15 protein-coding genes and 1 riboswitch are annotated in these 12,771 nt (G+C 72.0%); of the genes, 7 read left to right on the forward strand and 8 right to left on the reverse strand.

All coding sequences use genetic code 11. The features are described 5' to 3' along the window. Positions 1–31 precede the first annotated feature (31 nt). The 5 genes from metF to AMK11_RS01645 all read right to left on the reverse strand — a co-directional run bounded on the left by metF (position 32) and on the right by AMK11_RS01645 (position 3,947). On the reverse strand, positions 32–955 hold the full coding sequence (gene metF, locus AMK11_RS01625) for a methylenetetrahydrofolate reductase [NAD(P)H] (protein ID WP_073722016.1): 924 nt from the start codon (positions 953–955) through the stop codon (positions 32–34). Between the two features lie 111 nt (positions 956–1,066). Continuing rightward, positions 1,067–1,723: a thiamine phosphate synthase gene (thiE, locus tag AMK11_RS01630; RefSeq protein ID WP_073722018.1), complete on the reverse strand. Its 657-nt coding sequence runs from the start codon at positions 1,721–1,723 to the stop codon at positions 1,067–1,069. A 174-nt stretch (positions 1,724–1,897) separates the two neighbouring features. Next, the gene (locus AMK11_RS01635) at positions 1,898–2,263 is read right to left on the reverse strand and encodes an Rv2175c family DNA-binding protein (RefSeq protein ID WP_073722049.1); all 366 of its coding nucleotides are present in this window, start codon (positions 2,261–2,263) and stop codon (positions 1,898–1,900) included. 41 nt (positions 2,264–2,304) lie between these two features. Further along, positions 2,305–3,564 (reverse strand): NAD(P)/FAD-dependent oxidoreductase, encoded by a 1,260-nt coding sequence (locus AMK11_RS01640; protein ID WP_073722051.1) that lies wholly within the window; start codon positions 3,562–3,564, stop codon positions 2,305–2,307. 32 nt (positions 3,565–3,596) lie between these two features. Continuing rightward, the gene (locus AMK11_RS01645; RefSeq protein ID WP_073722053.1) at positions 3,597–3,947 is read right to left on the reverse strand and encodes a hypothetical protein; all 351 of its coding nucleotides are present in this window, start codon (positions 3,945–3,947) and stop codon (positions 3,597–3,599) included. Between the two features lie 52 nt (positions 3,948–3,999). Beyond that, a riboswitch (TPP riboswitch) is annotated at positions 4,000–4,111 on the forward strand. On the opposite strand from AMK11_RS01645, the gene thiO reads away from it, so the two are divergent. The 5 genes from thiO (at position 4,109) to AMK11_RS01670 (ending at position 9,424) form a co-directional block, all read left to right on the forward strand. Continuing rightward, a complete protein-coding gene (gene thiO, locus AMK11_RS01650) occupies positions 4,109–5,317 on the forward strand; it encodes a glycine oxidase ThiO (RefSeq protein ID WP_073722055.1) in 1,209 nt (402 codons plus the stop codon). (Overlaps the previous riboswitch by 3 nt.) Then, a complete protein-coding gene (gene thiS / locus AMK11_RS01655) occupies positions 5,314–5,514 on the forward strand; it encodes a sulfur carrier protein ThiS (protein WP_073722057.1) in 201 nt (66 codons plus the stop codon). Before thiO ends, thiS begins: the two co-directional genes overlap by 4 nt. A 2-nt stretch (positions 5,515–5,516) precedes the next feature. Continuing rightward, entirely contained in the window at positions 5,517–6,314 is a 798-nt protein-coding gene (locus AMK11_RS01660) for a thiazole synthase (protein ID WP_073722059.1), read from the forward strand. 202 nt (positions 6,315–6,516) lie between these two features. Beyond that, positions 6,517–8,487, forward strand: coding sequence for a Stk1 family PASTA domain-containing Ser/Thr kinase (gene pknB / locus AMK11_RS01665; RefSeq protein ID WP_073722061.1), 1,971 nt, complete (start codon positions 6,517–6,519; stop codon positions 8,485–8,487). A gap of 46 nt (positions 8,488–8,533) precedes the next feature. Next, the gene (locus AMK11_RS01670; RefSeq protein ID WP_073722063.1) at positions 8,534–9,424 is read left to right on the forward strand and encodes a deoxyribonuclease IV; all 891 of its coding nucleotides are present in this window, start codon (positions 8,534–8,536) and stop codon (positions 9,422–9,424) included. Positions 9,425–9,442: 18 nt separating this feature from the next. Here AMK11_RS01670 and AMK11_RS01675 read toward each other — a convergent pair whose 3' ends face one another. Continuing rightward, positions 9,443–10,090, reverse strand: coding sequence for a sulfite oxidase-like oxidoreductase (locus AMK11_RS01675; protein ID WP_073722065.1), 648 nt, complete (start codon positions 10,088–10,090; stop codon positions 9,443–9,445). A gap of 182 nt (positions 10,091–10,272) precedes the next feature. Here AMK11_RS01675 and bfr point away from each other — a divergent pair, with 182 nt between their 5' ends. Then, a complete protein-coding gene (gene bfr, locus AMK11_RS01680; RefSeq protein ID WP_073722067.1) occupies positions 10,273–10,776 on the forward strand; it encodes a bacterioferritin in 504 nt (167 codons plus the stop codon). On the opposite strand, the gene AMK11_RS01685 is transcribed toward bfr, so the two are convergent. Beyond that, positions 10,777–11,010 carry a (2Fe-2S)-binding protein gene (locus tag AMK11_RS01685; protein WP_073723846.1) on the reverse strand — a complete coding sequence of 78 codons (234 nt, stop codon included), beginning with the start codon at positions 11,008–11,010 and terminating at the stop codon, positions 10,777–10,779. It abuts the gene before it with no gap. Positions 11,011–11,180: 170 nt separating this feature from the next. Beyond that, positions 11,181–12,533, reverse strand: coding sequence for a class II 3-deoxy-7-phosphoheptulonate synthase (locus tag AMK11_RS01690; RefSeq protein ID WP_073722069.1), 1,353 nt, complete (start codon positions 12,531–12,533; stop codon positions 11,181–11,183). Positions 12,534–12,638: 105 nt separating this feature from the next. On the opposite strand from AMK11_RS01690, the gene AMK11_RS39190 reads away from it, so the two are divergent. Next, entirely contained in the window at positions 12,639–12,695 is a 57-nt protein-coding gene (locus AMK11_RS39190) for a trp operon leader peptide (RefSeq protein WP_073723848.1), read from the forward strand. The last annotated feature ends 76 nt before the right edge of the window (positions 12,696–12,771 follow it).

The following is a 12,771-nucleotide window of genomic DNA, read 5'->3' on the forward strand; positions in this document are numbered from 1 at the left end:
AGGCAGTGTGTCGTAAGTATGTGCGGCCGGTCTAGGCCCGCGGTGGGTGGTGCAGGCCCAGGTTCTCGTAGATTTCCAGCGTCGCCGTGGAGTTGTTGAGCGTGATGAAGTGCAGTCCGGGGACACCCTCGGCCAGCAGCCGCGCGCAGAACTCCGTGGCGAAGTCGATCCCGATCGAGCGTACAGCCGCCGGATCGTCCTTGGCCGCGAGGATCCGCTCTTTCAGCTCGGCCGGGAACGAGGCGTTGCTGAGCTTTGGCAACCTTTCCAGCATCTTCACACTGGTCACCGGCATGATCTCCGGGATGACCGGGGTGTCGCAGCCGGCCGCGGCAACGCGGTCACGCAGGCGCAGGTACGACTCGGGCTGGAAGAACATCTGGGTGATCGCGTAGTCGGCGCCGGCCCGGCACTTGTCGACGAAGTGCGCCACGTCCGCGTCCCAGTCGGCGGAGCGCGGGTGCATCTCCGGGAAGGCCGCGACGCCGACGCAGAAGTCGCCGGACTCCTTGATGAGTTCGACGAGTTCGGCCGCGTAGGTCAGGCCCTCGGGGTGCGGGACCCACTCGCCCATCGGGTCGCCGGGCGGGTCTCCGCGCACGGCCAGCATGTTGCGGATCCCGGCGTCGGCGTACTGGCCGATGATGTTGCGCAGCTCCGCGATGGAGTGGTTGACCGCCGTGAGGTGGGCGACGGGGGTCAGCGTGGTGTCGGCGACGATCTGCTGGGTCTCCTTGACCGTGCCCGCGCGCGTGGAGCCGCCGGCGCCGTAGGTGACGGAGACGAAGTCCGGGGCGACCGCCTCGACCCGCCTCAGCGCGCTCCACAGGTTCTTCTCGCCCTTGGGCGTCTTCGGTGCCGAGAACTCGAACGAGTACGTCGTCTTGCCGGTGGCAAGGATGTCACGCACGGTGCGTGCGCGATCAGTCCTGGTGGATGCGGTTCCGAGGGCCATACGGGCAGGTTAGCCAGGGGGTGGCGGTCACCCAACCGGATGCGGGATATTTGTCCGCATTGTCGAGTTGTTGTCCACCCCTTGGACACATGCCCGCGGCACCCACAGGGCCTAGGCCTCCCGCAGCCGCTTCGCGAACTCGGCCGCCGCCGCGCCCGGGTCGTCCGCCGCGGTGATGGCCCGGACGACGACGACGCGGCGGGCACCGGCCTCCAGCACCTCGTCGAGGTTGCCGAGGTCGATGCCGCCGATGGCGAACCAGGGGCGGTCGGTGCCCAGGGACGCGGTGTACCGGACCAGGCCGAGGCCGGGTGCGTGGCGGCCGGGCTTGGTGGGGGTCGGCCAGCACGGGCCGGTGCAGAAGTAGTCCACGCCGTCCTGGGCGGCCGCGGCGGCGGCCTCGGACTCGGCGTGGGTGGAGCGGCCGACGAGCACGTCGTCGCCGAGGATCGCGCGGGCGGCGGGCACCGGGAGGTCGCCCTGCCCGAGGTGCAGTACGTCGGCGCGGGCGGCGTGGGCGACGTCCGCCCGGTCGTTGACCGCGAGGAGCTTGCCGTGGCGGGCGCAGGCGTCGGCGAAGACCTTCAGGTGCTCCAGCTCCTCGGCCGCCTCCATGCCCTTGTCGCGCAGCTGCACGATGTCGACGCCGCCGGCCAGCACCGCGTCGAGGAACTCGGGCAGGTCGCCCTGGTCGCGGCGGGCGTCCGTGCACAGGTAGAGCCGGGCGTCGGCGAGCCGGGCGCGTGCGGTCGCGGCGGTGTCGGGCATGCGGGTGTCCCCCCAAGTGTGCGGTGTGCGGCCCGCGGTGGGCCGCACACCTCGGCTAACGGACTGCGGCGCGCCCACGCGGCCCTCGGACGGAGGATCGCGGGGTGCGCCGCCCAAGGTACGACGCGACGGTGGCACCGCCGTGAGCGGACCCCCGCCGCCCCGGGGATCAGGTCAGACGGCGAGCGCCTGGGCGCGGCGCTTCACCTCCGTGCCACGGTTCTCGCTCAGCGCCTGCGCGGGGGTGCCGGGCAGGGACTCGTCGGGCGTGAAGAGCCACTCCAGCATCTCCTCGGCCGTGAAGCCGTCGTCCCGCAGCAGCGTCAGGGTGCCGACCAGGCCCTTGACGACCTTGTCCCCGTCGATGAAGGCCGCCGGGATGTGCAGTGCGCGGTTCTCGCCGCGGCGTACGGCGATGAGCTGGCCTTCCTTGATCAGCTGGCGCACGCGGGTCACCTCGACGCCGAGCATCTCGGCGATGTCGGGAACGGTGAGCCAGGCAGGCACGAGAGCATCGATCTTTGCGTCAATCTCGGTCACGCCTCAAGCCTGCCATCTGGCACTGACAGTCGGAAACCGGACTACGCCGTGGCCGCCTTCAGCGGCTTCGCCGGGTCGGCCAGCAGCCGCGGGTCCATCGCCGTGCCCGCCTGGATCAGCCTCCTGCCCTGCGCCAGGTCCCGGGGGCGGCCCACCGCCAGCAGGGCGACCAGGCGGTCATCCCGCAGCCAGCAGACCGTCCAGGCGGCGGACGCCGGGTCGCCGCGCCACAGGGTCGTGTCGGCGGCCGTGTGGTGACCGGCGTACTGCACGAAGCGGCCGAACTGCTCGGACCAGAAGTACGGCACCGGGTCGTAGGCCTCGGGGACCTCGCCGGCGGCGGCGCCGACGATGTCGGCGGCGACCGTGCGCGGGCCCTGGAGGGCGTTGTCCCAGTGGTGCACCATCAGCCGCTCCGCGTAGCGGCCGGAGGGGAAGGACGCGCAGTCGCCGACCGCGTACACGTCCGTGGCGGACGTGCGCAGGCGGTCGTCGGCCAGAACCTCACGGTGCGCGCCGAGGGCGATGCCGGAGCCGGCCAGCCAGGCGGTGGCGGGCCGGGCGCCGATGCCGACGACGACCGCGCCGGCGGGCAGCCGCGAACCGTCGTCCAGGACGACCACGTGGCCGGGCTCCCCGGACCCCTCGCCGGGCTCGACGCGCTGCACGCGCGCGTGCGTGCGCAGGACGGCGCCGGCTTCCTCGTACCACCGCACCATGGGGGCGGCGACCTCGGCGGGCAGTGCGCCGGCCAGCGGCCGGTCGGCGGCCTCCACCACGGTCACCGCGCAGCCCGCCTCCCGCGCGGCGGTCGCGAACTCGGCGCCGATCCAGCCCGCGCCGACGACCACGACGTCGTGCTGCCGCGCGAGCACCGGGCGCAGCCGTTCGGCGTCGTCCAGGGTGCGCAGCAGGTGTACCCCGGGCACGCCCTCGGTGCCGGGCAGCCGCAGCGGTTCCGCGCCGGTAGCCAGGACCAGGCAGTCGTACGGCACCGGTCCCTCGGACGTGTCGAGGACGTGCTCGGCGGGGCGGACGCCCAGGGCCTCGCAGCCGAGCCGCAGGGTGATGCCGAGCGCCTCGAAGTCGACGTCGAAGGCGGAGCCCTCGGCGGTCCCGAGCAGGACGGCCTTGGACAGCGGGGGACGGTCGTAGGGCTGGTGCGGCTCGGCGCCGATCAGCGTGACGGGGCCGGTGAAGCCCTGCTCGCGCAGGGCGACCGCGGTCTGCACGCCCGCCATGCCCGCGCCGACGACGACCACGCGGCGCTCGGGGGCCCGCTCCTGCGTCTGCTCGCTCACCTGATCACCTTAGACACCCCGCGCACCGCCGGTCAGCGCCCGTGCGCGGTGACCTGCTCCACAACGCTCGTCCCGCTGCCCCGCTGAGACTCCCACTCCCAGGTCTCGTCCAGCCGGACCCGCCCGTCCGGCAGCTCCACGACGGCCGACACGCAGTGCCCCGACGACGTGCTGCCGTCGGTCTTGAGCTGCACGTACCGGAAGTCCAGGCGGTCGCCCTCCCGGGTGCCCACCAGGTGGCCGCGCACGACGTCACCGCCCGCGTACTCGGCCCACACGGCGCCGTCCTGCTCGTGGTAGGTGAAGCGGGTCCGGGTGCCCACCTGGCCGGGCGCCTGGTCGGCGACGGGGGCGAGGACGAGACCGTCGAGCGAGCGTGCCACGGGCGGAGGCTCCCTTACGAGTGCGATGTGCTGCGGGCTAGGGTGGCCAACGTAAGGCACTCGCGGGAGCCCGGACGCACCGGGCTGAGAGGGAGGCTGGCGGCCTCCGACCGTACGAACCTGATCCGGGTCATGCCGGCGAAGGGAGGGGCTGGACGCCCATGTCGTCACCACCGCACACGTCGTCCCGTACACCCGACGTCCTCGTCGTCGGGGGTGGGATCATCGGCCTGGTCACGGCGTGGCGGGCCGCGCAGCGCGGGCTCGCCACGGCCCTGGTGGACCCCGAACCGGGCGGTGGCGCCGCCCAGGTGGCGGCCGGGATGCTGGCCGCCGTCACGGAACTGCACTACGGCGAGGAGACGCTGCTCGCGCTGAACCTCGCCTCGGCCCGCCGCTACCCGGAGTTCGCCGCCGAGCTGGCGGACGTCACGGGCCACGACCTCGGTTACCGCCGCTGCGGCACCCTCGCCGTGGCGCTGGACGCCGACGACCGCGCCCACCTGCGCGAACTGCACGCGCTCCAGCAGCGTTCGGGCCTGGAGTCCGAGTGGCTGTCGGGGCGTGAGTGCCGACGCCTGGAGCCGATGCTCGCGCCGGGCGTGCGCGGCGGGCTCCGGGTGGACGGCGACCACCAGATCGACCCGCGGCGCCTGGCCGCCGCGCTGGTCGCCGCCTGCGAACGCGCGGGCGTTGTCCTCCACCGGGTCTGGGCAGACCGGCTGGCCGTCGGCCACGGCGGCGAGCGGGCCACGGGGATCGTCACCGCCGACGGCACCGTGCTGGAGGCCGGGCAGGTGGTGCTGGCGGGCGGCAGCCTGAGCGGACGGCTCACGGGCGTGCCCCAGGACGTGCTGCCGCCGGTGCGGCCGGTGAAGGGGCAGGTGCTGCGGCTGACGATGCCGCGGGCGCACGGGCCGCTGCTGAACCGGACGGTGCGTGCCGTGGTGCGCGGCAACGCCGTCTACCTGGTGCCCCGGGAGAGCGGCGAGCTGGTCGTCGGCGCCACCAGCGAGGAGCTGGGCTGGGACACGACGGTCACCGCGGGCGGCGTCTACGAGCTGCTGCGCGACGCCCACGAGCTGGTCCCCGGCATCACCGAGCTGCCCCTGACGGAGACCCGGGCGGGCCTGCGTCCCGGCTCCCCGGACAACGCCCCGCTACTCGGCCCGACCGGTCTGGACGGCCTGCTGCTGGCCACGGGGCACTACCGCAACGGCGTGCTGCTGACTCCCGTCACCGGCGACGTCATGGCGCACGCCCTGACCACCGGGGAGCTGCCTGAGGAGGGCCGTCCCTTCACGCCCCGCCGCTTCGGCGCCGCCCCCGCGCTTTCTCCACTCCCGCGACTCTCGGAGCAGTCCGCATGAACGTCTCCGTCAACGGCGAGCCGCGCGAGGTGGCTCCCGGCACGGCCCTGGACACCCTGGTGCGCACGCTCACCACGGCGCCGTCCGGAGTGGCCGCCGCCCTCAACGAGACCGTCGTCCCGCGCGCGCGGTGGGCCGCCACCGCGCTGGCCGACGGCGACCGCGTCGAAGTCCTCACCGCCGTCCAAGGAGGCTGACCATGGCCGACGATCCCTTCGTCCTCGGCGGTACGTCCTACGGGTCCCGCCTGATCATGGGTACGGGCGGGGCGCCCAGCCTCGACGTCCTGGAGCGGGCGCTGGTGGCGTCCGGTACGGAACTGACGACCGTCGCGATGCGGCGCGTGAACGCCTCGGTGCACGGGTCGGTGCTGTCGGTGCTGGAGCGGCTCGGCATCCGGGTGCTGCCGAACACGGCCGGCTGCTTCACCGCCGGGGAGGCCGTGCTCACCGCGCGGCTCGCGCGCGAAGCGCTCGGGACCGACCTGGTGAAGCTGGAGGTCATCGCCGACGAGCGCACCCTGCTGCCGGACCCGATCGAGCTGCTGGACGCGGCGGAGACGCTGGTCGACGACGGGTTCACGGTGCTGCCGTACACCAACGACGACCCGGTCCTCGCGCGGAAGCTGGAGGACGTCGGGTGCGCGGCGGTCATGCCGCTCGGGTCGCCGATCGGGTCGGGGCTGGGTATCCGCAACCCGCACAACTTCGAGCTGATCGTGGAGCACGCGCGCGTGCCGGTGATCCTGGACGCGGGGGCGGGTACGGCGTCGGACGTGGCGCTGGCGATGGAGCTGGGGTGTGCGGGGGTGATGCTGGCGTCGGCGGTGACGCGGGCGCAGGAGCCGGTGCTGATGGCGGAGGGGATGCGGTTCGCCGTGGAGGCGGGGCGCTGCGCGCGGCGGGCGGGGCGGATTCCGCGGCGGCGGTTCGCCGAGGCGTCGTCTCCTGCGGAGGGCTTGGCGGTGTTTGATCCGGAGCGGCCCGCTTTCCAGTGAGCCTGCGCTGTCCTGACGTCTTGGTCTCCCACCCGCGCACCACCCGTTTCCAGTCGGACAAGAGGTGGGCCTTGCCCGTGGGGCTCGATCGCCGTCGGCGGCCGACCGTGACTGCGTGGGAAGCGTCACAGGTGCGCTGCAGTACCGGGGTCGATCGGCGACAGCGGCGTCGGGTGTCCGTGGTGGCTCGTAGACTCGCTGCGTGGACACGACCCTCCAGGACCCTCTCGTCGGGCAGGTGCTCGACGGCCGGTACCGCGTAGAGGCGCGGATCGCGGTCGGCGGGATGGCCACGGTCTACCGGGCCGTGGACACCCGCCTGGACCGCGTGCTCGCGCTGAAGGTGATGCACCCGACGCTCGCGACCGACGCCACCTTCGTGGAGCGCTTCATCCGCGAGGCGAAGTCGGTGGCCCGGCTGGACCATCCCAATGTCGTACAGGTGTTCGATCAGGGGGCCGAGGGGGCGTACGTCTACCTGGCGATGGAGTACATCGCCGGCTGCACCCTGCGTGACGTGCTGCGCGAGCGCGGGGCGCTCGGGCCGCGGGCCGCGCTGGACATCCTGGAGCCGGTGCTGGCCGCACTGGGCGCCGCGCACCGGGCCGGTTTCGTGCACCGGGACATGAAGCCGGAGAACGTGCTGATAGGGGACGACGGCCGGGTCAAGGTCGCCGACTTCGGACTGGTCCGGGCCGTGGACACGGTCACCAACACCACCGGCGCCGTCCTCGGCACCGTCTCCTACCTGGCGCCCGAGCAGATCGAGCAGGGCACGGCCGACCCCCGGGTCGACGTGTACGCGTGCGGCGTCGTGCTGTACGAGATGCTGACCGGCGGCAAGCCGCACGAGGGCGACTCCCCGGCCCAGATCCTCTACAAGCACCTGCACGAGGACGTGCCGCCGCCGTCGGCCGCGGTACCGGGTATGGCGTACGAGCTGGACGAGCTGGTCGCCTCGGCGACCGCGCGCAACCCCGAGATCCGGCCGCACGACGCCGTGGCGCTGCTCGCGCAGACCCGTGAGGCCCGCGCCGCGCTCACGGAGGAGCAGCTGGACGCGGTGCCGCCGCAGGCGCTCCCTGGCGAGCACGACAACGCGGACGACCGCACGAGCGTGATCCCCCGCGCGCTGACGATGCCCCGGCCACTGCCCGTCAACGAGGACGAGGACGACGGTCCGGACGGCGCCTTCCCCGCGAACGGCGCCTCCCCGTCGGACGGGGTGCACCGCACCAGCCGGCTGACCGCTCCCCCGTCGGCCCCGCCCCCCAGCCGGCGGCCCCGGCTTCGACGCGGTCCGCTGGCGGTCGTCGTGGCCGTCCTGCTGGTGCTCGGCGTCGGCACGGGCGTCTGGTACATCAACTCCGGCCAGTTCACGAAGGTGCCGGCGCTGCTGTCCAAGACCGAGGAGCAGGCCCGGGACCGGCTGGCGGATGCCGGGCTGGACGTCGGCAAGGTCAACCACGCCTACAGCGACACCGTCGAGCGCGGCAAGGTCATCAGCACCGACCCGGGTGTGGGCACCCGCATCCGCAAGAACGACTCGGTGTCGCTCACGGTCTCCGACGGCCCCGACACCGTGAAGCTGCCGGACGTCGAGGGCTACAAGCTGGACCGGGCGCGGACCGTGCTGAAGGACGAGGGGCTGGAGCCGGGCATGGTGACCCGGGCGTTCAGCGAGGAGGTGCCGAAGGGCTTCGTGATCTCCACGAAGCCGAAGACGGGCACCACGGTGCGCGCGGGCTCCGCGGTCGCGCTGGTCGTCAGCAAGGGCAGCCCGATCGACGTCCCGGACGTCACCGGCGACGACCTGGCCGGCGCGCGGGCCGAGCTGACCGAGGCCGGGCTGAAGGTGAAGGTCGCCGACGAGCAGGTGAACTCGGAGTACGACAAGGGCCGGGTCGCCCGCCAGACGCCGGGTTCGGGCAGCCGGGCGGCCGAGGGCGACACGGTGACCCTGACGGTCTCCAAGGGTCCCGAGATGATCGAGGTCCCGGACGTGGTCGGCGACAGCGTGGACGACGCCAAGCGGAAGCTGAAGGACGCGGGCTTCGAGGTGGACGAGGACCGCGGCCTGCTCGGGCTGTTCGGCGACACCGTGAAGGAGCAGTCCGTGGAGGGCGGGGACACGGCCCCCAAGGGGTCGACCATCAAGATCACCATCAGGTGACGGCACTCACGGTCCGGACGCTGACCAGTCATGACACCCTGAATGGGTGAACAGTCAACAGTCCGCCCTCTCCGCCGCGCTTCCCCGCAATCCCGTCGGCGGTCACGTCCCCGTGGCCGGCGGCCTGCACTCGGTCGGCCTGTCCTACGCCCGTGACCTGAAGGCCGAGACCGTGCAGGTCTTCGTGGCCAACCCGCGCGGCTGGGCCACGCCGCCCGGCAACCCGAAGCAGGACGAGGCGTTCCGGGAGGCCTGCGCGGCCGGGTCGATCCCGGCGTACGTGCACGCTCCGTACCTGATCAACTTCGGATCGCACACCGAGGCGACGGTGGAGCGGTCGGTCGAGTCGCTGCGGCACTCGCTGCGGCGCGGGCGGGCGATCGGGGCGCTCGGCGTGGTCGTGCACACGGGCAGCGCGACCGGCGGCCGGGACCGTTCGGTGGCGCTGAAGCAGGTGCGGGAGCACATGCTGCCGCTGCTCGACGAGCTGACCCACGACGACGACCCGTACCTGCTGCTGGAGTCGACGGCGGGCCAGGGCGCATCCCTGTGCTCGCGGACCTGGGACTTCGGGCCGTACTTCGAGGCGCTGGACGCCCACCCGAAGCTGGGCGTGTGCCTGGACACCTGCCACATCTTCGCGGCCGGGCACGACCTGACCGGGCCGTCCGGCATGCACCAGACCCTGGATCTGCTGGTGGACACGGTCGGCGAGGGCCGGCTGAAGCTGATCCACGCCAACGACTCCAAGGACGTGGCCGGCGCACACAAGGACCGGCACGAGAACATCGGCGCCGGACACATCGGCGAGGACCCGTTCCGGGCGCTGATGACCCACCCGGCGACCGAGGGCGTGCCGCTGGTCATCGAGACCCCGGGCGGCAAGGAGGGGCACGCGGCGGACGTGGAGCGGCTGAAGAAGCTGCGCGACGGCTGACCGGGGAAGGCCGGCCGGTCAGAGCCCGGGGCCGTCCCCCGGCTCCTCCTGGTAGGAGTAGCGCTGCTCCTTCCAGGGGTCGCCGATGTTGTGGTAGCCGCGCTCCTCCCAGAAGCCGCGGCGGTCGGCGGTCATGTACTCGATGCCGCGGACCCACTTCGGGCCCTTCCAGGCGTACAGGTGCGGCACGACCAGCCGCAGCGGGAAGCCGTGCTCGGCGGTGAGCAGCTCGCCGTCCTTGTGGGTGGCGAAGAGGGTGCGCTCCGCGGCGAAGTCGGACAGCCGGAGGTTGGAGCTGAAGCCGTACTCGGCCCACACCATCACATGGGTGACGGCCCGCCCGGGCGGCGCCAGGTCCAGGATCGTGGCCGCCGGGACGCCGCCCCACTCGGAGCCGAGCATGCTGAACTTGGTGACGCAGTGCAGGTCGGCGACGACCGTGGTGTACGGCAGAGCGGTGAACTCGTCGTGGGTCCAGCCGTGCTTCTCACCGTCGGCGGTGGTCCCGAAGACCCGGAACTCCCAGCGCTCGGGGCGGAACTTGGGGACCGGTCCGTAGTGCGTGACCGGCCAGCCGCGCTGCAGTCGCTGTCCCGGCGGGAGCTCGAACCGCGGCGCTCCTCGCGAACCGCCTTCTCCCGATCCGTGTTCCACCGGCTGACCCATGCCTCCATCCTGACAGACCCGGACCGATGCCCCGGACCCGCCCCACTTACATTCGGTCAAGCAGCAACAAAATGGACTAAGCCTGTACTTACTTACTAAGTCTAGACTTACTGGACGATCTTGGAAGCCGGTGCAATCATGCGGCGCAACACGCCAGTTCCCGTTCGAAGGAGCGTCAAGCGATGCAGGGCGACCCCGAGGTCATCGAGTTCCTGAATGAGCAGCTCACCGCCGAGCTCACGGCGATCAACCAGTACTTCCTGCACGCGAAGCTGCAGGACCACAAGGGCTGGACCAAGCTCGCGAAGTACACGCGCGCGGAGTCCTTCGACGAGATGCGCCACGCCGAGGTGCTCACCGACCGCATCCTGCTCCTGGACGGCCTGCCGAACTACCAGCGGCTCTTCCACGTGCGGGTCGGCCAGAGCGTGACCGAGATGTTCCAGGCCGACCGGGAGATCGAGGTCGAGGCCATCGACCGGCTGCGCCGGGGCATCGAGGTGATGCGGGCCAAGAACGACATCACGTCGGCGAACGTCTTCGAGGCGATCCTCGCCGACGAGGAGCACCACATCGACTACCTGGACACCCAGCTGGAGCTGATCGAGAAGCTGGGCGAGTCGCTGTACCTGTCCACGGTGATCGAGCAGTCCCAGCCGGACGCGTCCGGCCCCGGCTCGCTGTAGTCAGGCGGCCTCGGGAAGCTCCGCGAGGACCGGCTCCCCCTGGTCGGCCAGCTGACGGCGGGGGCAGGCACCCCGGCCGAGCAGTGCCTGGATGCGGCGTACGCAGCCGCCGCAGTCGGTGCCGGCCTTGCAGGCGGACGCGATCTGCCGGGGCGTGCAGGCGCCGGCCTCCGCGTGACTCTTCACCTGTTCCTCGGTGACACCGAAGCAGCTGCAGACGAACACGCGGTTCACCTCCCGGGCGGGGTACAAGGTCGTGCCGTACCGACGACGACCGGAGGCCCGACTGATCGGTGAGGCAAACCTAACCTTACCCATCACGCAAGATCGACAAAAGGGAAGGGGGCGCGGATCGTGTGTGACCCGCGCCCCATTCACCGAGCGACCCCTCGCGGGGCCCTCCGTCACTGGTCCCGGTACATCTCCGCCACCAGGAACGCCAGGTCGAGCGACTGGCTGCGGTTGAGCCGCGGGTCGCAGGCCGTCTCGTAGCGCTGGTGCAGGTCGTCGACGAAGATCTCGTCGCCGCCGCCCACGCACTCGGTGACGTCGTCGCCGGTCAGCTCCACGTGGATGCCGCCCGGGTGGGTGCCGAGCGCCTTGTGGACCTCGAAGAAGCCCTTGACCTCGTCGAGCACGTCGTCGAAGCGGCGGGTCTTGTGCCCCGAGGCCGCCTCGTAGGTGTTGCCGTGCATCGGGTCGGTGATCCAGGCGACGGTGGCGCCGGAGGCGGTGACCTTCTCCACCAGCTCCGGGAGCTTGTCGCGGATCTTGTCCGCGCCCATGCGGACGATGAAGGTCAGCCGGCCCGGCTCGCGCTCCGGGTCCAGGCGCTCGATGTACTGCAGCGCCTCCTCGGCCGTCGTCGTCGGGCCGAGCTTGATACCGATCGGGTTGCGGATGCGCGAGGCGAACTCGACGTGCGCGTGGTCCAGCTGCCGGGTGCGCTCACCGATCCACACCATGTGCCCGGAGACGTCGTACAGCTGCCCCGTGCGCGAGTCCACGCGGGTGAGCGCCGACTCGTAGTCGAGCAGCAGCGCCTCGTGGGAGGAGAAGAACTCGACGGTCTTGAACTCCTCCGGGTCGGTGCCGCAGGCCCGCATGAAGTTCAGCGCGTTGTCGATCTCCCGGGCGAGCTGCTCGTAGCGCTGGCCCGACGGGGACGACTTCACGAAGTCCTGGTTCCAGGCGTGCACCTGGCGCAGGTCGGCGTAACCGCCGGTGGTGAAGGCGCGCACCAGGTTCAGCGTGGACGCCGACGCGTGGTACATGCGCTTGAGCCGCTCGGGGTCCGGGATCCGGGCCTCTTCGGTGAAGTCGAAGCCGTTGACGGAGTCGCCGCGGTAGGTCGGCAGGGTCACGCCGTCGCGGGTCTCGGTCGGCTTGGAGCGCGGCTTGGAGTACTGGCCGGCGATCCGGCCCACCTTCACCACGGGCACGGACGCGGCGTACGTCAGCACGGCGCCCATCTGGAGGAGGGTCTTGAGCTTGTTGCGGATGTGGTCCGCGGACACCGCGTCGAAGGCCTCGGCGCAGTCGCCGCCCTGGAGGAGGAACGCCTCTCCCTTGGCGACGGCCGCCATCCGGGCGCGCAGCTGGTCGCACTCGCCCGCGAAGACGAGCGGCGGATACGACTCGAGGTCCGCGATCACTGCGCGCAGAGCCTCGGTGTCGGGGTACTCGGGCTGCTGCGCCGCGGGCAGGTCTCGCCAGGTGTTGCCAGCGCTCGGGCTGGTCTTAGCGTTCACGGTCACGGCCCCAACATTACGGGGTCGGACCGGGGCCCCCGCCCCGTGCCCAGGGAATGAGACGCACGGAATGCTCCGTGGACACCGGGACGGTGGGGTACGCTGCGCCGTATGTTCGCGCATTCGACCCAGACCTGGTGGTGGACCGCTCATCCGGCGGCCCACTGACTGCGCGTACGCAAGACTTCGCGAAGGCCGCCCGAGGGGCGGCCTTCGGCGTTTGTGCGACCGGGACCGTTCCTCT

This window comes from Streptomyces sp. CB02414, assembly GCF_001905385.1.
Lineage (GTDB): Bacteria > Actinomycetota > Actinomycetes > Streptomycetales > Streptomycetaceae > Streptomyces.

Excerpts from the sequence above, each read along its gene's own strand:
- metF (WP_073722016.1), bottom strand. The coding sequence starts at position 955 with ATGGCCCTCGGAACCGCATCCACCAGGACTGATCGCGCACGCACCGTG.
- thiE (WP_073722018.1), bottom strand. The coding sequence starts at position 1,723 with ATGCCCGACACCGCCGCGACCGCACGCGCCCGGCTCGCCGACGCCCGG.
- thiO (WP_073722055.1), top strand. The coding sequence starts at position 4,109 with ATGTCGTCACCACCGCACACGTCGTCCCGTACACCCGACGTCCTCGTC.
- thiS (WP_073722057.1), top strand. The coding sequence starts at position 5,314 with ATGAACGTCTCCGTCAACGGCGAGCCGCGCGAGGTGGCTCCCGGCACG.
- AMK11_RS01660 (WP_073722059.1), top strand. The coding sequence starts at position 5,517 with ATGGCCGACGATCCCTTCGTCCTCGGCGGTACGTCCTACGGGTCCCGC.
- AMK11_RS01675 (WP_073722065.1), bottom strand. The coding sequence starts at position 10,090 with ATGGGTCAGCCGGTGGAACACGGATCGGGAGAAGGCGGTTCGCGAGGA.
- bfr (WP_073722067.1), top strand. The coding sequence starts at position 10,273 with ATGCAGGGCGACCCCGAGGTCATCGAGTTCCTGAATGAGCAGCTCACC.